Source organism: Actinomycetota bacterium (assembly GCA_030776725.1).
In the GTDB taxonomy this organism is placed as follows: Bacteria; Actinomycetota; Nitriliruptoria; order Nitriliruptorales; family JAHWKO01; genus JAHWKW01.
In genome coordinates this window covers 1-18,087 of record JALYHG010000165.1, presented here as the reverse complement: position 1 = coordinate 18,087, position 18,087 = coordinate 1, and the positions used below count along the sequence as shown (strand labels likewise).

The 18,087-nt window shown below is 71.0% G+C and carries 17 protein-coding genes and 1 pseudogene; 17 read left to right on the top strand and 1 reads right to left on the bottom strand.

From position 1 onward, the window contains the following. A partial coding sequence (locus tag M3N57_07780; GenBank protein ID MDP9022582.1) for a YebC/PmpR family DNA-binding transcriptional regulator occupies nucleotides 1–606 on the top strand: 606 nt, incomplete at its 5' end. 111 nt (nucleotides 607–717) lie between these two features. Here M3N57_07780 and M3N57_07775 read toward each other — a convergent pair. Beyond that, a pseudogene (locus tag M3N57_07775) lies at nucleotides 718–987 on the bottom strand (BlaI/MecI/CopY family transcriptional regulator). A 149-nt stretch (nucleotides 988–1,136) separates the two neighbouring features. On the opposite strand from M3N57_07775, the gene M3N57_07770 reads away from it, so the two are divergent. The 16 genes from M3N57_07770 to M3N57_07695 all read left to right on the top strand — a co-directional run. Next, the gene (locus tag M3N57_07770) at nucleotides 1,137–1,613 is read left to right on the top strand and encodes a hypothetical protein (protein MDP9022581.1); all 477 of its coding nucleotides are present in this window, start codon (nucleotides 1,137–1,139) and stop codon (nucleotides 1,611–1,613) included. Continuing rightward, nucleotides 1,613–2,482, top strand: coding sequence for a tetratricopeptide repeat protein (locus tag M3N57_07765; GenBank protein ID MDP9022580.1), 870 nt, complete (start codon nucleotides 1,613–1,615; stop codon nucleotides 2,480–2,482). The genes M3N57_07770 and M3N57_07765 overlap by 1 nt, the downstream gene beginning before the upstream one ends. Next, nucleotides 2,479–3,720, top strand: coding sequence for an AAA family ATPase (locus M3N57_07760; GenBank protein ID MDP9022579.1), 1,242 nt, complete (start codon nucleotides 2,479–2,481; stop codon nucleotides 3,718–3,720). Before M3N57_07765 ends, M3N57_07760 begins: the two co-directional genes overlap by 4 nt. Nucleotides 3,721–3,858: 138 nt before the next feature. After that, nucleotides 3,859–5,958, top strand: coding sequence for a copper resistance protein CopC/CopD (locus tag M3N57_07755; GenBank protein MDP9022578.1), 2,100 nt, complete (start codon nucleotides 3,859–3,861; stop codon nucleotides 5,956–5,958). A gap of 214 nt (nucleotides 5,959–6,172) precedes the next feature. Further along, nucleotides 6,173–6,793 (top strand): crossover junction endodeoxyribonuclease RuvC, encoded by a 621-nt coding sequence (gene ruvC / locus M3N57_07750; protein ID MDP9022577.1) that lies wholly within the window; start codon nucleotides 6,173–6,175, stop codon nucleotides 6,791–6,793. Beyond that, the gene (gene ruvA, locus M3N57_07745; GenBank protein ID MDP9022576.1) at nucleotides 6,790–7,401 is read left to right on the top strand and encodes a Holliday junction branch migration protein RuvA; all 612 of its coding nucleotides are present in this window, start codon (nucleotides 6,790–6,792) and stop codon (nucleotides 7,399–7,401) included. Before ruvC ends, ruvA begins: the two co-directional genes overlap by 4 nt. Next, complete coding sequence (gene ruvB, locus M3N57_07740) at nucleotides 7,398–8,432, top strand: Holliday junction branch migration DNA helicase RuvB (protein ID MDP9022575.1); 1,035 nt, start codon at nucleotides 7,398–7,400, stop codon at nucleotides 8,430–8,432. The genes ruvA and ruvB overlap by 4 nt, the downstream gene beginning before the upstream one ends. Nucleotides 8,433–8,579: 147 nt before the next feature. Continuing rightward, nucleotides 8,580–8,870 (top strand): preprotein translocase subunit YajC, encoded by a 291-nt coding sequence (yajC, locus tag M3N57_07735; protein MDP9022574.1) that lies wholly within the window; start codon nucleotides 8,580–8,582, stop codon nucleotides 8,868–8,870. A gap of 254 nt (nucleotides 8,871–9,124) precedes the next feature. Then, nucleotides 9,125–9,736, top strand: a complete 612-nt coding sequence (locus tag M3N57_07730) for a phosphohydrolase (GenBank protein MDP9022573.1) — start codon at nucleotides 9,125–9,127, stop codon at nucleotides 9,734–9,736. A gap of 15 nt (nucleotides 9,737–9,751) precedes the next feature. Next, complete coding sequence (gene secD / locus M3N57_07725) at nucleotides 9,752–11,239, top strand: protein translocase subunit SecD (GenBank protein ID MDP9022572.1); 1,488 nt, start codon at nucleotides 9,752–9,754, stop codon at nucleotides 11,237–11,239. Then, a complete protein-coding gene (gene secF / locus M3N57_07720) occupies nucleotides 11,236–12,300 on the top strand; it encodes a protein translocase subunit SecF (protein ID MDP9022571.1) in 1,065 nt (354 codons plus the stop codon). Before secD ends, secF begins: the two co-directional genes overlap by 4 nt. Before the next feature lie 4 nt (nucleotides 12,301–12,304). After that, complete coding sequence (locus tag M3N57_07715) at nucleotides 12,305–12,841, top strand: adenine phosphoribosyltransferase (GenBank protein MDP9022570.1); 537 nt, start codon at nucleotides 12,305–12,307, stop codon at nucleotides 12,839–12,841. Nucleotides 12,842–12,892: 51 nt separating this feature from the next. After that, complete coding sequence (locus M3N57_07710; protein ID MDP9022569.1) at nucleotides 12,893–15,253, top strand: bifunctional (p)ppGpp synthetase/guanosine-3',5'-bis(diphosphate) 3'-pyrophosphohydrolase; 2,361 nt, start codon at nucleotides 12,893–12,895, stop codon at nucleotides 15,251–15,253. A gap of 1 nt (nucleotide 15,254) precedes the next feature. Beyond that, entirely contained in the window at nucleotides 15,255–15,998 is a 744-nt protein-coding gene (locus M3N57_07705) for an MBL fold metallo-hydrolase (protein MDP9022568.1), read from the top strand. Between the two features lie 91 nt (nucleotides 15,999–16,089). Beyond that, nucleotides 16,090–17,424: a histidine--tRNA ligase gene (gene hisS, locus M3N57_07700; protein MDP9022567.1), complete on the top strand. Its 1,335-nt coding sequence runs from the start codon at nucleotides 16,090–16,092 to the stop codon at nucleotides 17,422–17,424. Between the two features lie 17 nt (nucleotides 17,425–17,441). Further along, the coding region (locus tag M3N57_07695; GenBank protein MDP9022566.1) for an OB-fold nucleic acid binding domain-containing protein at nucleotides 17,442–18,087 on the top strand (646 nt) is incomplete at its 3' end.

The window sequence follows — 18,087 nt, the reverse complement described above, 5'->3', positions numbered from 1 at the left end:
GACGCGATCCAGCGCGCCAAGGACAACTCCGTCCCCAAGGACACGATCGAGCGGGCGGTCAAACGCGGCTCCGGCGAGCTCGAAGGGGTGTCGTACGAGCCGGTGCAGTACGAGGGTTACGCCGGGGGTGGCGTCGCTGTCCTGGTCGACTGCCTCACCGACAACCGCAACCGGACAGCCGCGGACGTCCGCGCGATCTTCACCAAGCACGGCGGCAGCCTCGCCGAACCCGGCTCGGTGGCGTACCTGTTCGACCGCCGCGGGATGGTCGTGGTTGGCTCCGACGGCGCCACCGAAGACGACCTGCTCGTCGCCGGCCTCGACGCCGGCTTGGAGGACATCGAGGACCAGGGGGACCAGTTCATCGCCTGGTGCGATCCCAGCGACGTGCGTGGTCTGCGGGGCGCGTTGCAGGACAAGGGCCTGCCGGTGAAGGAGGCGGTCTCGACGATGGTCCCCTCGAGCACCGTGCCGGTCACCGACCTGCAGGATGCCAAGAAGCTGATGCGGCTGCTCGACGCCATCGACGACAACGACGATGTGCAGGAGTTCTACGCCAACTACGACATCGACGATGCGTTGATGGAGCAGCTGGCGGAGGAATGACGCCTGGCGCGGCGGTGGCACGGGGCGCGACTCCGGGCGCGGGCGCTGCAGTGCAGGGCTGTGGGCAGCGGTGAGCGACCCGCGCAACCGGCCTCACGAGAGACGCGCGGCTCAGTCACGGTCCTGTTGTTGGGCCACGGACTCCGCCCGCCCCAGCAGCTCCGGGTCCGTCTCGCGCAGCGCGTCCACGAAGTGGGCCAGTGCGACCGTGCCGTAGCGTTCGACCAGTCCGTCCACCTCCCGACGGCCCAACGTGCTGACGAGCTCGTCCGATGTGTACACCGGCTCGTAGCGGTAGCCGCGCCCGACGCGTTGCCGCCTCACGAGACCCTTGTGGTGGAGCCGCGACAGCACGGTCATGACCGTGGTGTAGGCGAGATCCGGGTCGTACGCCTTCCAGACGGCCACCAGCCTCACGGTTCGCACACCGGGGTCGGCGTTAAAGAACACGACTCCGTGTTCCGAGACTCGTTCAGCCTCGCACCCTTCTTTGCAGGGCCTGCATGCTCGCGCCGTGACGGGAGAGGGACATGAGCCACGCCGATGACGAACTGCTGCAGCCTTCGATCGCTGCTCGCGGGGTGCCGGGGGCGTTGGAAAGCCCATGGGATCCGCGTTCGATGGTGTACGTGGCGTTCTTCGGCGGTGTCATCGCCATCACCGCGATCGCCTACTTGGATGCGCAGCGGTTAGCGGTGTCGGTACGCGATCGACACCGGATCATCGCGATCGGTGCCGTCGCGTTCGCTGCGGTCCTGCTCCTCGCGCTGCCGCTCGCACCGCAGGGTGCTGGGCTGTTCGCGAGCGCGCGTCCCGTACGGTTCCTCGGACGCGGGGTCGCCATCCTGGCGCACCTGGTGTTCGTCCGTCTGCTGGCGCCTGCTGCTCGGGCGTTCGAGATCCGCGATGGCGAGTACGCATCCTTGTGGCGGCCGGGGCTCACAGCGGCGGCGCTGGGTGGCTTCGCGCAGGCGATCCTGGTGGGTCTCCTGTTCGCGGTGCGTTGATGTCCGGGGGGGCCAGCGATCACCTCGGGTTGGCAGCCCACTGGTTGACGATCGACAGGCCGCAGCGGGCACTCGACGAGCTAGCGCGCGCCGGGGACCAAGCGGGTTCTCCGCTGGGTCTGCTCCTGCGTGGTCATGCGCTGCTCGCGTTGCGGCGGTTCGCCGAGGCGGAACGCGCGGCGTCGATCGCCCTGCGCGACGCCCCCGACGACGTTGAGCTCCTCGCTCTGCTAGGCGATGCACGGAGAGAGAGCGGGCAGCTCGTCGAGGCGGAAGAGGCGTACTTGGCAGCGTTGCGGGTCCGCCCGGATGACGCATCGCTGCTCTGCAGCTACGCGCGCTTGTTGGCCGAGGCGGGACAGCCCGGGAAGGCTGAACGTCTGGTCGAACGCGCAGCCGAGCTCGATCCTGAGTCGGCGGAGGTCGAAGCGACCCGGGCCCTCGTGGCGTGGGTACGCGGCCGGGTCGAAGTGGTCGGAGAGGGAGCGCAGAGGCTTCTCGCTGCCCAGCCCGATGGTCGGGCAGGACATGCCTTCGCCGGTCTGGCGGCCACCGCAACGGCGCGCTACCGCACGGCGCGTCGACACTTCGACGTCGTGGCCGCCGCCGACCCGTCGGATGCCGACGCCGTCGACACGGCACGCCAGATCCGCATCGCGGCGCACCCCGCTCTGACTCCGATGCGGATCGTCGATCGGTGGGGCCCCGGGCTGGTGTGGCTGGCGACCGTCGTCGTCGGAACAGTGCTCATGGTCGCGGGCCAGATCGCCGCGGCGGGCGTTGTCATCGCCACGTACTTCCTGTTCACCGTCTACAGCTGGACGGCTCCGCGCGCGGTGAGTTGGTGGGTGGGGAGGACACGACCATGAGCGATCGCATCCGGTCGCTCCGGCGTGCGGTCGAGGCGAACCCGTCCGATCCGGCGTTGCGGCTGCTCCTCGCCGAGACCCTCATCGCCGATGGACGGGTTTCCGACGGCCTGGCCGAGTACGAAGTTCTGCTGTCGCTGGATGCTCTGCCGGGTACCGAAGCGCTGACCGCTGGGCAGCTGGCTGTGTCACAAGGCAGGCTGGACCTCGCTCGGGGACTGGTCGAAGCCGCGCGCCGCCACGGGGTCGTGGATGGCGTGGCCGCCCTCGAGCATGCGATCTCCGAGGCGCTGGAAGCACGTGGCCTGCAGCGCGTTCCCGCCGGTCCGGATCCTGACGCGCCACTGTTCCTGGTGGATCCCGCGGACGCGCGGACCTTCGACGACGTGGGCGGTCTGGACGAGGTCAAGAGGACGATCCACCGTGCGATCATCCTGCCGCAGACCCGGCCGGAGCTGTACGAGCGCTACCGGCGGCGGGTCGGTGGCGGTGTGCTGCTCTACGGGCCTCCGGGTTGTGGCAAGACGCTCCTCGCCCGCGCCACTGCCGGGGAGTGCCATCTTCCGTTCCTGAACGTCCGGATCGAGCAGATCCTCGACCCGTGGCTGGGCGTCAGCGAGCAGAACCTGCACGCAGCGTTCGAGGCGGCGCGCGCAGCGGCGCCCTGCGTGGTGTTCCTCGATGAGCTCGACGGTTTGGCGTACGCGCGTCGGAAGCAGGCCGGGTCGGCGGCGCGGACGCTGGTCGACCTCCTCCTCCAGGAACTCGACGCGATGGGCGCCGACAACCGCGACGTCCTCGTGTTGGCAGCGTCGAACACCCCGTGGGACATCGACGATGCACTGCTGCGGCCGGGGCGCTTCGATCGACGGATCTTCGTGCCGCCGCCCGACGCGCCCGCTCGCCGCACCATCCTCGAACTGCTGCTCGATGGTGTCCCCACCCGCGACGTGGACGTCAGCCGGGTCGCCTCGGCCACGGCGCTCTTCAGCGGCGCGGATCTGCGCGCGATGGTCGAGCTGGCGATCGATGCCGTCATCGAGGAGGCGCTCGTCCGCGGTGGTGAGCCTCCGCTGACGGGAGCGCACCTCGTCGAAGCCGTGGCGAGCGTCCGTCCAACGACCATCGAGTGGCTCGCGCGGGCGCGCAACTACGTCGAGTTCGCCAACGCGGACGACCGTTACGACGACGTCGCCGAATATCTCCGCAGGCGAGAGGTCCGTCGCAGCATCTCGTAGCGACACCTGTCTCACTTCAACGTGCCTCGCCGACTGCCTGTCGCCGCCTCCGCGGCCGGCTCGGCAGGCCGCCCCCCGGTGCTACTACGCGACGGTAGGATGATGGGCCGGCTACCGGCAGCCCCGTATCCAGAGGTCGTGCTCTCAACCGTGCGTCGTGGCGTCCGCGCGTCCACCGTGTTCGTTGGCCTGCTCGTCGGGGCATGGCTCCTCGCGGTCGGCATCCCGCCGGCGTGGGGTCACGCGGCGCTCGTGTCGTCGGAGCCGGAAGCCGGCACGCAACTGGCGACCGCACCGGGGCTCGTCACGGTGCGTTTCAGCGAGCCGCTCATCATCGACCTGTCGTCGCTGCGTGTGACCGACCCCGACGGGCAGGCCTGGGAGCGGACCTCGGCGGGCGAGCGGACGATGGCCGCGGCCCTCGACACGACCGCGCAAGGCGTCTACGTCGTCGAGTGGAAGACGGTCTCGCCGCTGGACGGTCACACGCTGCGCGGGTCGTTCCGGTTCGGTGTGGGAGTCACCCCGACCGACACTGCCCCGGCGACCACGGTCGAGCCGGGGACTGCCGACGTGGTCCTGGCGGTCGGGCGTGCGGTGGAGTACGCGGCGCTGCTCACCGCCGTCGGCATGTTGCTCCTCTCGCGGCTGCGGCGACGCGACCCGCAGCTGCCGTGGGTGCGGGTCCGGCTCGCCTGGATCCTGGGTGTGGCCCTGGCGGCCGGTGCGGCCGTGGTGGTCGGCGAGGCGTTGCTCGCCGCCCCGACGGTGTCGCCGATGTCGGTGGGCCGCTACCTGACCGCCGACCCCGGGATCCCTCGGCTGGTGCGTCTTGCGGCGGAGGGGCTCGCCCTGTTCGCGGCGGCGGGGGGGCTCCGATGGGTGGCTGCGGCCGGCGTGGTCGCCGCGGTCGGGGCGCTGGCAGCGTCGGGTCACGCTGCGGCGGCCCGGCCGACGTGGTGGGCGGTCACGGTCGACGCGGCCCACCTGCTGTCCGCGGGTCTGTGGGTGGGCGGCATCCTGGCCCTGGCGACGGTCCGCCCGCCGCAGGGCTGGCGGGGTGATGGCGCGCGTCAGCTCCTGCGTCGCTTCTCCCCGGTCGCGGTCCCGGCGTTCATCGTCACGGTGGCGTCCGGGAGCCTGCGTGCAACCCAGGAGCTCCTCGCTCTGAGCGATCTGTGGACGACCTCCTACGGGCGGGTGCTGTTCTTGAAGCTGGCCGTGGTCACGCTCATGGTGCCGCTGTCGTGGCGAGCCTGGCAGCGTCGCGTCGCCCGTCCCCGTCGCGAGGCGGTGCTGTCGGTGATCGTTGTCGCGGCCGCTGCCCTACTGGCCGCCTACCCGGTGCCGCCCCGGCGCGCGGCCGAGGATGCAGCCCAGGCCCACGGCACGGCGTCGCCGGCCTACCCCCGTGACGACGACCTGACGCTGGCGGCGACCACCGGGGACGTGGTCGTGGGACTGACGTTGCGCCCGGGCCGTCCCGGACGCAACGACGTGCTCGTCTACCTCCTGCCGCCAGGCGGCACGGAGAACGCCGGAGGCCGGCGCGCCACCCTCACCGTCGGTGGCGAGCAGCACACCCTCGAGTCGTGCGGCCTGGCGTGCCGCGAGACCGCACTGGTGCTCGACGGCGGAGAGACCATCGAGGTCACCATGGACGGCGTGGACGCTCCACCCGCGAGGTTCCAGCTCCCCCCACTTCCCGCCCCCGACGGCACCGATGTGCTCGAGCGGATGGCGCGGGTCATGGGCGATCTGCGGTCGCTGCGCTACGAGGAGGTCTTCGGGCCCACCGAGCCCCCGATCCGCTCGTCCGCCGCGATGGTCGCCCCCGACCGGCTGCGGTTCGAGGTCCACACCTACGACCGGGTCACGATCCGCATCGGCGACGTCATCTGGCGCCGCCAAGCGGACGAGCCGTGGACGGTCAGCCGCGGACCGTCGCTCCGGGTCCCGTCCTACATCTGGGACTACGAGGGCAAGCGCGGTGTCCACGTCATCAGCGAGGAGGCGATCGCCGGAACGCCGACACGGGCGGTGTCGTTCTTCGTCCTGGTGGGCGAGCGGACGCCGATCTGGTACCGGCTGTCGATCGACGCCGACGGGCTCGTCCGCCGTGCCGAGATGCGCGCCCAGGGCCACTTCATGGACCACGCCTACTTCGGCTTCGACGCGCCGATCACCATCGAGCCACCCGCCGACGCCCCACCACCTCCACAGGGCGACGGCACGTGAGACACCCAGCAGCGATGGCGGTCGCCGTGGCGTCCGGCGGGGACAAGCTGCGAGGAGCGCCCGTGGGTGGATCGCGCCCCGTTCTCACCGGTGTTGGACTTCCCCGGCCGTCTCCCGCCGCGCTGCTATCGTGCCGTGAACACCTGTTCGGGGCTCGCCCGCGGAGGCGTCCCGCAGACGATGCCCACGACGGCGGGCGCGGGGAGGAGAGGTGATGCGGCTCCGTGTCCTGGGAGTCGACCCGGGGCTGACCCGGTGTGGCTTGGGCGTCGTCGACGGACCACCGGCGGCGCCCTCGGCGGTCGCGATGGGCGTCGTGCGGACCGCCGCAGACCTGCCGATCGAGCGACGCCTGGCTGCACTGCACGTCGCCGTCGCCGACGCGATCGACCGTCACGGACCGGACGTGGTGGCGTGCGAGCGGGTGCTGTTCTCCGCCAACGCCCGCACCGCCATGGGCGTCGGGCAGGCGGCCGGGGTGGCGCTGCTGGCGGCGGCTCAAGCCGGCTTGCCGGTGGCCAGCTACACCCCAACGGACGTCAAGTCGACGGTGGCTGGTCACGGCAGCGCCGACAAGCAGGCAGTGGCCCGGATGGTGGCGGCCCAACTGAGGCTCGCGCACCGGCCCACGCCCGCGGACGTGTCCGACGCCCTGGCGGTCGCCCTGTGCCACCTGGCACGTGCCCGGCGGGTCGGCGATCCCGACGAGACGAACGCCTCCGGCCGGCTGCGCAGCGCCGAAGCGGCGGCCAAGGCTGACGGCGCCGCGGACTGGGAGGCCGTCCTCGACCGGCCACACGTGCGTGCGGTGGGCGGGACGCGAGGTGAGCGATGATCGCACAGCTGAGGGGCAGCGTCGCCGCCCGTGGCAGCTCCCCATCGGGTGACGCGGCCCAGGTCGTGGTCGACGTGGGCGGGGTCGGCTACCTGGTGGTGGTCCCCGCCGGGCTCGCCGGCCGGCTCCCGCGACCCGGTGGTGACGTCGAGCTGCACACGTCGCTCCAGGTCCGTGAGGACTCCATGACCCTGTACGGGTTCCCCACCGCGGAGGTGAGAGACCTGTTCGAGGCGCTCCTGACGGCGTCGGGGGTCGGGCCCAAGCTGGCGTTGGCGGCGCTGTCCACGCTCGCGCCGGACGCACTGCGGCGGGCCGTGGCGGGCGGCGACGTCGATGCGCTCACGGTCGTGCCCGGCATCGGTAAGAAGAGCGCCCAGCGGCTCGTGCTCGAGCTCCGCGACAAGCTCGGCTCGGGCGAACAGGCGGACGTCGTGGCCGTTACCGCGGCTGGCGCGACTCCCCTGGGCGAGGTCCGCCTGGCCCTGTTGGAACTCGGCTACAGCGCGGCGGAGGCGCATCGAGCGGTCGAAGCGTTGCACGACGACGGCGACGTCGGCGAGCTCCTGCGGGCTGCCCTGCGGTCTCTGGCGGGGGCGGGCCAGTGACGGAACGCAGTGAGGTGCTCGATCTGGCGGCTCTCCCCGACGAGGACCGCGACGAGGCGTCGCTGAGGCCACGGCGGCTCGACGAGTTCGTCGGCCAGGACCGCATCAAACGCCAGCTCGAGCTGGTGATCCGTGGGGCGCGGGGCCGCGGCCAACCCGCCGACCACGTCCTGCTCAGCGGGCCTCCGGGTCTCGGTAAGACGTCGTTGGCGGGCATCATCGCCGCGGAGCTCGACGCGCAGCTGCGGGCCACCTCCGGCCCTGCACTGGAACGCCCCGGTGACCTCGCCGCCATCCTGACCAACCTCGAACCCGGTGACGTGCTCTTCGTCGATGAGATCCACCGCATGCCCCGGCAGGTCGAGGAGGTCCTGTACCCGGCGATGGAGGACTTCCAGATCGACATCGTGGTCGGGAAGGGTCCCGCAGCACGCTCGATCCGCCTGGACCTGCCCCGCTTCACGTTGGTGGGGGCCACCACGCGGACCGGGCTGATGACGTCACCGCTGCGCGACCGGTTCGGGTTCGCCGCCCACCTCGAGTTCTACGCAGCGGCGGAGTTGAAGCGGATCGTGACCCGATCCGCACGGTTGCTGTCGGTGTCGCTCGACGACGGTGGCGCCGCCGAGGTCGCCCGCCGGTCTCGAGGCACCCCCCGCATCGCCAACCGGCTCCTGCGCCGGGTCCGCGATTACGCCCAGGTGGAGGCCGACGGTCGCATCGACGCGGACGTCGCCCGAGCCGCCCTGGCCGTGTTCGAGGTCGACGAGGTCGGCCTGGACCGCCTGGACCTGCGCATCCTCGAAGCGGTCGTGCGCCGCTTCGGCGGCGGCCCCGTGGGACTGACCACCCTGGCGACCGCGGTCGGCGAGGAGCCCGACACGATCGAGGACGTGGTCGAGCCGTTCCTGATCCAACAGGGGTTCATCCAGCGCACGCCCCGCGGTCGCGTGGCCACGGCGGCCGCCCACGGTCACCTCGGGGTCCCCGCCCCCCGCCCCGACGGCGTGGACCCGACCCTGTTCGAGTAGGTGCATCACGACCGGCGACCACCGCAGCCACCGCGACGTCGTGCCCCGCCTCGTACCTGGGGGGCGGTGGCGACCGCTGGTACAGTGGCGGGTCCACGCCCGCCGGCCCGGCGGGCGTCGTCGTGACGACCGGCGAGGTTGCCTCGGATGGATGCGTTCAGCGGACTTCTGATCCCGCTGCTGTTCCTGGCGGTGCTGTACTTCCTGTTGATCCGTCCCCAGCAGAAGCGACAGCGCGAACACCGGGACCTGATCGCGTCCCTGCAGAAGGGCGACGACGTCATCACGATCGGCGGCATGCACGGCCGCGTGCAGAGGGTCGCCGACGACTACGTCGACCTGGAGGTGACCGACGACACGGTGCTGCGCTTCCAGCGCCAGGCGGTCGCCCGCAAGGTCACGTACGGCGAGCACGTCGAGGAGAGCTCGAAGGCGTGAGCGAAGCGGCCGAGTTCCCAACCTCCGAAGCCACCCCCGAGCACCCGCACCCACGTGAGGTGCCAGCCCCCACCATCCCCCCCGACCCCGCGACGATGCTGCGCCAGTCTCCCGAGCTGGCCCTTCTCCGCGGCGTGGACGCCGCCGACACCGTCCGCGAGGCTGAGGAGATCGGCGAGGAAGCCGAACGGCGCACCGGCGCGAGCGTGCCGCTGCTCGAGGAGATCGAGCAGGACCCCACCGTCACCGCGTTCATGAAGCTGGCCGATCAGTTCATGGCGGTGCAGGGGTTCACCGAGCACGGCTTCCGCCACGCCAGCCTCGTCGGGCGCATCGCCTACAACGTGCTGAAGTACCTTGGGGGCGACGAGGCGCTGTGCGAGCTAGCCGCGCTCGCCGGGTACCTCCACGACGTGGGCAACGTCGCGAGTCGGCTCAACCACGGCCTGACGTCGGCGTGGATCGCCCACGACGCGCTGCACCGCATCGGTGTGGACCCCTACCGCATCGGGATCGTGATGTCCGCCGTCGGGAACCACGAAGAGCAGTACGGGATGAGTGTGGGACCGGTCGCGGCCGCCGTGATCCTCGCCGACAAGTCCGACGTGCACCGCAGCCGCGTCCGTGCCAAGGCGGACACCGCCGCCGACATCCACGACCGGGTCAACTACGCGGTGACCCGCTCGTTCCTCCGCGTTGACGGCGAGGCTGCCACCATCACGTTGGAGTTGGATCTGGACGAGTCCATCAGCGGCTTGCTGGAGTACTTCGAGATCTTCCTCGATCGCATGATCATGTGCCGCCGTGCCGCACGGACGCTCGGCTGCGAGTTCCGGATCGCGGCCAACGGCACCCCCCTCGTCTGACGGAGAGCCCCGACCGTGAACACCAGAGGCCTGATCGGGTCGTTGATCGCCACCGCCGTGGTGGTGGCCGTCATCCTGGCCTGGGTCCTGGCCTTCGGGGCCCGTCCCCGGCTGGGACTCGATCTGCGTGGCGGGATCAGCGTCATCCTGACGCCGATCGCGATCGAAGGGGCCGACGTCCCCGACGACGTCCTGGACCAGACGATCGAGATCCTCCGCAGCCGGGTGGACAGCCTCGGGGTGGCGGAGCCGGAGATCGCGCGGCAGGGCTCCGACATCGTCGTGCAGCTGCCGGGGATCGAAGACCGCGAACGGGCCCTGGAGATCATCGGCAAGACCGCCAAGCTCACCTTCCGCCCGGTCCAGGAGGTGTTCGCCCCCGGGACGCCGCAGTACGAGGCGGAGGGCCCCGACTGCACCAGCGACGATCCCCGCCCCGACGGGCCGGTCCCCGACGACGCCGAGATCGTGGTCTGCGGTGAGTCTCCCCCCGACAACCCGGAGACGGCCGCCGACGAGGCCACCCAGCCGCCGCTGAAGTACCGGCTCGGCCCGGCGGCGCTGACCGGTGAGGGGGTCGCCGACGCGCTCGCCACGGTCGAGCAGACCGGGCAGGGTGGGTTCACCAACACCTGGATCGTCCAGCTCGATCTCACCAGCGACGGGGCGCGGAAGTTCGCCGAGATCACCGGCGAGCTGGCCTGCATCCGTGACCAGGCGGGTCCGGGTGCCGGTCGGCTGGCGATCGTCCTCGACGACGTGGTGCGCAGCGACCCCGAGATGAACCCCAGCGTCCAGTGTGGGGTCGGTATCACCGGCGGGGGAGCGATCATCACCGTCGGCGGAGGTGAGCAGGACGCCCGTGACCTGGCGCTGGTCCTGCGCACCGGCGCGCTGCCGATCACGCTGGAGCCGTCGACCGCGTCGACCGTGTCACCCACGCTCGGTGCACAGTCGCTCCGCGCGGGGATCATCGCCGGGCTGATCGGGCTCGCGCTCGTCGCCGTCTTCGTGGTCTCGTTCTACCGCTGGCTCGGCGCCGTCGCGTTGACCGCGCTGATGGTGTTCGGGGTGATCCTCGTGGGGCTGATCACCCTGCTCGGTGAGGTCGGGTTCACGCTGACCCTGGCGGGGATCGCCGGCGTGATCGTGTCGATCGGGATCGCGGCGGACTCGTCGATCCTGTACTTCGAGCGGCTCCGTGACGAGCTCGACACCGGCAAGACCGTCCGCACCTCGGTGGTCCGCGCCTTCCGCCCGGCCTTCCGCACCAACCTGACCGGGAACACCGTGACGATCGCTGCGGCGATCATCCTGTACTTCCTCGCGGTCGGGCCCGTGCGTGGTTTCGCGTTCACCCTGGGTGTGGCCACCGCCCTGGACCTGGTGATCCTGCTCGGGTTCACCCGGCCAGCCGTGCAGCTGCTGGGTCGGACGCGCCTGATCTCGCGGAGCACGGTCCGCGCCGCCACCGAACCCCAGCTGGTGGGAGGTTCACGATGAGGAGACGGCCGTCGTTCGACTTCGTCGGCCGCAGCCGGCTGTGGTTCACCGTCTCCGGCGCGATCATGCTCCTGGCGGTGCTGGCTCTGGCGGTCCGCGGACTGAACCTCTCGATCGAGTTCGTCGGTGGTTCGTCGTTCACGGTCAGCGGCATCGACGCGGACGTCACCTCGGATCAGCTCGAGGACGCCGCGGCCAGCGCCGGGGCGGCGGTCCCCACGGCACAGCTCGTCCGGGACGGGGCGCAGACCAGCGGGGCGATCGTGCGCACGGCGGCGATCGAACCGGGGAGCGAGACCGAACGCGCCGTCGCCGACGCGTTGACCGACGTCGCTCAGGCCGACAACGTCGAGGTCTCGTTCGTCGGGCCCACCTGGGGTGAGCGCATCTCACGGAAGATGCTGGAGGCGTTGGTCGTCTTCCTGATCGTGGTCGTCGCGTACATCTCGGTGCGGCTGGAGTTCAAGATGTCCGTGGCGGCCCTCGTCGCCCTGTTCCACGACATCGTCCTCACCGCGGGCGTCTACGCGCTGTTCCAGTTCAACGTCAGTCCCGCGACCGTCATCGCGCTCCTGACCATCCTCGGGTACTCGCTGTACGACACCGCCATCGTGTTCGACCGCATCAAGGAGAACACCGCCAAGCTGGGCCGCCCCGGGCTCCTCACCTACTCCGGGGCGGTCAACACCTCCATGAACGAGGTGCTGCAGCGGTCGATCAACACCACGCTCACCTCGATCCTCCCGGTCGGGGCCCTCCTGTTCATCGGGGCGCAGGCGTTGGGTGCCACCACCCTGCAGGACCTGGCGATCGCCTTGTTCGTGGGGCTGGCGACCGGGGCGTACTCGTCGCTGTTCATCGCCGGGCCGTTCCTGGCGCGGTGGAAGGAACGCGAGCCGGAGATGCAGCGGCTGGCCCTACGCGCCGAACGCCGCGAGGAGCGCGCCGCCGACACGTCCCGCGACGGTGAAGCCGAGCCGGCGCCGGCCGACCGCCGCGAGCCGCTGGAACCCCGCGGGTACGTCCGCGGCCCCGGCCGGAAACCGCGCTCGCAGCGGTAGGCCCGTGACCCGCATCACGATCGACGCTGAACCGCTCCGGGCTCTGATCCGCGACATCCCGGACTTCCCGCAGCGGGGAGTGACCTTCAAGGACGTCACCCCGCTCCTCCTCGATCACGTCGCGTTCTCCACGGTCGTGGATGCCATCGTGGTCAGTTTCGGGCGTGGCAACATCGACAAGGTGGTCGGGATCGAGGCGCGGGGTTTCATCCTCGCCGCGCCGGTCGCCTACCACTTCGGCGCGGGGTTCGTCCCGCTGCGCAAGGCCGGGAAGCTCCCCGCCGCCACCCACGCGGTCACCTACGAACTCGAGTACGGCACCGAGACCCTCGAGGTCCACGCCGACGCCATCCGCGACGGCGACCGTGTCCTGATCGTCGACGACGTCCTGGCCACCGGCGGCACGTCCCGGGCCGCGGTCGAACTGGTGGAGGGCCTCGGCGGGAAGGTGTCGGGCCTGGGGTTCATGATCGAGCTGGGGTTCCTCGGCGGCGCCGAGCGGTTGGTCGGGTACGACTACGTCAGCCTCCTGCGGTACTGACACGTCGGCACAGCAAGCCACCGGCGTTACCCTGTCACGAGGAGGAACGCGGTGCCAGCCAGCGAGACCGACGCCGAGCAGACGACGCCTGATACCGGCGACGTCGCCGCTGGCGCGCCCTCGGATCCGGTCGCGCCCCACGCCCCGCCGCACCAGCGGTCGCGCCCGTCGGGCGTGAAGGGGGTCCTGTCCCGGCTCCCGCGCCCGACCCGCGAGCTGGTCCCTAGCGCGATCAGCGCGCTGTTGGCGGCGATCCGCGAGTCCAGCCCCAAGGTCGACGTCCGCGAGGTCGCGCGGGCGTTCGAGTACGCCGAGGCCGCCCACGACGGCCAGCGACGCTGGTCGGGCGAGGCCTACATCACCCATCCCATCGCGGTCGCGGAGAAGCTCGCCCGCCTGGGCCTGGACACCGACACCATCGTCGCGGCGCTCCTGCACGACGTCGTCGAGGACACCCCGGCGTCACTGGACCAGATCACCGACCTGTTCGGTGACGAGGTCGCCCGGCTGGTCGACGGCGTCACCAAACTCGACCGGCTCAACGTCGACTCCAAGGAACAGCAGCAGGCCGAGACCCTGCGCAAGATGATCCTGGCGATGGCCAGCGACATCCGGGTGCTGCTGGTCAAGCTCGCCGATCGCCTGCACAACATGGAGACGATCGACGCCCTCCCGCGCGACAAACAGAAGCGCATCGCACAGGAGACCCTCGACATCTACGCCCCGCTGGCCCACCGGCTGGGGATCCAGCAGTTCAAGCTCACCCTCGAGGACCTGGCCTTCCAGACCCTGCATCCCAAGCGCTACGGCGAGATCGTCGCGATGGTCTCCGACCGCCAGCCAGAACGCGAGGTCTACCTCGAGGAGGTCATCGGTGAGGTCAAGGACAAGCTCCGCGAGCTGAAGGTGAAGGGGGAGGTCACCGGCCGCCCCAAGCACTTCTACTCGATCTACGAGAAGATGGTCGTCCGCGGCGTCGAGTTCGACGAGATCTTCGACCTGGTCGGGATCCGGGTGCTCGTGAACAACGTCCGCGACTGCTACGCGGTGTTGGGCCAGATCCACGCGACGTGGCGACCCATCCCAGGACGCTTCAAGGACTACGTCGCGATGCCCAAGTTCAACCTGTACCAGTCGTTGCACACGACCGTCGTGGGGCCCAAGGGCCGGCCGCTGGAGATCCAGATCCGGACCAAGGCGATGCACCGCACCGCCGAGTACGGAGTGGCGGCCCACTGGAAGTACAAGGAGTCCAACCGCACCAAGCACAGCGACCTGCAGTGGCTGCAGCAGATGCTCGAGTGGCAGCAGGAGGTCCGGGAGCCGGCCGACTACCTCGACTCGCTCAGGATCGACCTGTACGCCGACGCGGTGTTCGTGTTCACCCCGGCCGGGGACGTCAAGGAGCTGCCCGCCGGTGCCACGCCGATCGATTTCGCCTACGCCGTCCACACCGAGGTCGGTCACCGCTGCATCGGAGCGCGCATCAACGGGCGGCTGGTCCCGCTGGACTACGAGCTGACCAACGGCGACGTCGTCGAGATCCTGACGTCCAAGGCCGAGGACGCCGGACCGTCACGAGACTGGCTCAAGAACGCAGTTTCACCCCGTGCCAAGAGCAAGATCCGGGCGTACTTCAACCGTGAACGTCGCGAGGACGCGATCGAGCGCGGGCGCGAGGCCCTGATCCGGGCGCTACGCAAGAGAGGCATGTCCTACGACCGCGTCGCCAGCGGCGGGCACCTCGCCGCGGTGGCGAGCGACCTGTCGTACAAGGACGCCGACGCGCTGCTGCGGGCCATCGGCGGGAACCACCTGGCGGTCTCGACCGTCACCCAGCAGTTGACCGCCCGGGTCGCCGGTGAGCTGCCCGAAGCCGAAGCGCCGGTGTTGGTGCCGCGGCGCCGTGCCCACCACGACGTTGCGACCAGCGACGGCGTCCGCGTCCACGGCGCGGAGGGCCTGCTGAGCAAGCTCGCCCGGTGCTGCACCCCCGTTCCCGGCGATGCGATCACCGGGTTCGTCACCCGCGGGCGGGGCGTGTCGGTTCACCGCCAGGACTGTCCCAACCTGACCGATCTGGCGGAACGTCAGCAGGATCGGCTGGTGGCGGTGTCGTGGAACGCCCACGCCGCATCGACCTTCCTGGTGTCCATCCAGGTCGAGGCGATCGACCGCAAGCACCTGCTCCGCGACATCACCGCGGTCCTCGGCGACCTCCACATCAACATCCTGTCGGCGCAGGTGACGACGCGCCGCGACCGCGTCGCGGTGCTGCGGTTCTCGTTCGAGCTCGCCGACCCCGCCCACCTGGAGTACGTCCTGCGGTCGGTCAAGCGCGTCGAGGGCGTGTACGACGCGTACCGCCTGATCCCGCAGCGCCGCGACGAGACCGCCCCGGCGGGGCGCTGACGTGGCCGACGAGCGCGACCGCTTCGTCACGGGGGTCAGCCTCGGGCGCTGGCAGACCAACTGCTACGTGATCGGCGACCGCGGACGGGGAGCGGCGTTCGTGGTGGACCCGGGCGAGAACGGCGCCACGGAGGTTCCGCGCGTGCTCGACGAGCACGGCGTGACGTGCGAGGCGATCCTGCTCACCCACGGTCACCTCGACCACCTGTGGGCCGTCCCGGCCCTCGCCGAGGAACTCGACGTGCCGGTGTTCCTCCACCCGGGCGACGGCTGGCTGTGGGACGACCCGTTCGCCGGGTTCGGGATGGACATCTCACCCGACGACGCCGAGCAGTTCCTCGGCGCCCCGTGGCAGCCCCCCACGGAACGCCTGCAGGACCTCTCCGACGACCAGCGGCTGACGTTCGCCGGGGTCGAGATCCGCGCGAACCACACGCCGGGTCACACCCCCGGACACGTCACCTTCCTCGCCGCCGGGTTGAGCGGGGCGCAGGTGCACCTCGACGAGCCGGTCGATGTCGCCCGGTCGGGGATCCTGGTCTCCGGCGACCTGCTGTTCCGTGGGTCGGTGGGGCGGACCGACTTCCCGCGCGGCTCGTGGGAGGAGCAGATGGAGTCGCTGGCGCGCGTGGTGGTCCCGCTCGACGACGGCGTCGTGGTCCTGCCCGGTCACGGGCCCGCCACGACCGTCGAGCGCGAGCGCGACAGCAACCCGTTCCTGGCCGAGGTCGTCAGCGGCCGTTGACGCGGACGGCCGGTCCCGGGAGGCCGCCGGACTCGCGGACGACACGCTGCACCGGCGGAGCCGGCGCACCGACCCGGTACGGTCGCATGCGATGTCGACCGACACCAACCCGCCGTCCGGGACACGCGATCTCCTCGCCGCGGAGCTCACCCGGCGCGAACGTGCCTTCGCCACCGTCCGCCGCGTGTTCGCCGGGCACGGCTTCGAACCGCTCGACACCCCCGCGTTCGAGCGGCTCGACGTGCTGCTGGGCAAGTACGGCGAGGAGGGCGACAAGCTCATCTTCAAGATCCTGCGCCGCGGCGAGCACGAGGACAGCGGCGAGGCCGACCTGGCGCTGCGCTACGACCTGACCGTTCCGCTCGCCCGGGTGGTGGCCCAGCATTCCGACCAGATCGTCGAGCCGTACAAGCGCTACCACATCGCGCCGGTGTGGCGCGCCGACCGGCCCGGCCGCGGCCGCTACCGCGAGTTCGTCCAGTGCGACATCGACGTGGTCGGCAGCGACTCGCGGCTCGCCGACGCCGAGGTGATCCTGACCGCCGCCGAGGCGCTCGCTGCGCTGGGCCTCGACCGGTTCGAGGTGCAGGTGAACTCCCGCCAGGCCCTGCGGGGGTTGATCGAGGCGTACGGCATCCCGGTAGAGCTGGAGGACACCGCCCTGGTCGCCCTCGACAAGCTCGACAAGGTCGGCGCGGAGGGGGTGGAGCGGGAGCTGCGCGACCGCGGGATCCCCGACGATGCGGTCAAGCGCCTCGCCGCCGACCTGAGCGAACCGGACGCCGAGGAGCGACTCGCTGGGGCCGCGGTGACCACCGACCGTGGCCGGGCGGGACACGCCGAGATCGACGAGGTCCTGGCCCTGGTCGAGCCCAACCTGGCCACAGGACGGGTTCGCCGCCAGCCGGTCCTGGCGCGCGGGCTGTCGTACTACACGGGGACCATCTTCGAGCTGGTCGCTGACGGCGTGCCGGGGAGCATCGCGGCCGGGGGCCGCTACGACCAGCTGGTCGGCATGTTCACCAACCGCGAGATCCCGGCCTGCGGGTGCTCGATCGGGCTGGAACGGGTGCTGCTGCTGTTGGACGGCCGGGACGCCACGCGGCACGCGCCCGACGTGCTGGTGACCGTCTTCGGTGAAGGCGACCGCGCCGACGCGGTGGCCACGGCGGGGCGGCTGCGCGCCGGCGGTCTCGCGACCGACCTGTACGTGGGGTCCGGTCGGATCGGGAAGCAGCTGCGCTACGCCGACCGGCGCGGCATCCGCTACTGCGTGCTGCGTGGCAGCGACGAGCAGGCCGCCGGGACCGCTTCCGTCAAGGACCTGGTCACCGGTGAGCAGGTCACGGTCGGGGTGGACGGCCTGGTCGACCATCTGAGCGAACGGCTCGGCGCAGACCAGCGCGCGCAGGAGGTGGCTCGGTGATCACGCCGTACGGCGCGATGCGCACACACGGCGCCGGGACGCTCCGCGCCGACCACGACGGCGAGAAGGTCACGGTCGCGGGATGGGTCGACACCCGTCGCGACCACGGAGGCGTGGTGTTCATCGATCTACGCGATCGCAGCGGGACGGTGCAGGTGGTGGTCGACCCGCAGAGCGGCGCGGGCCACCAGGAGCGATCGGCGGCGGGTGAGGTCCCCGCAGGGGAGACCACGCCACCGGCCGGGGACGGTGAGGCCACGGCGGGTCGGTCGTCGCTGCAGGCGGCGCACCGCGTGCGGTCACAGGATGTGCTGTTGGTCACCGGGCAGGTTCGGCGTCGCCCCTCTGGCATGGAGAACCCCGACCTGGTGACCGGCCAGATCGAGGTCCACGCCGACGAGCTCGACGTCCTGGCCTCGTCGGAGACCCCGCCGTTCCCCGTCGAGGACGACATCGAGGTCGACGAGACCTTGCGGCTCAAGCACCGCTACGTCGACCTGCGCAGGCCGGAGATGCAGTCGATCCTCCGGCGACGTGCGGAGACCAACTCGGTGATCCGGCGGGTGATGGAACGCCACGGCTTCGTCGAGGTCGAGACGCCGATGCTGACCCGCGCCACCCCGGAAGGTGCTCGCGACTTCCTGGTCCCGTCGCGGCTGCAGC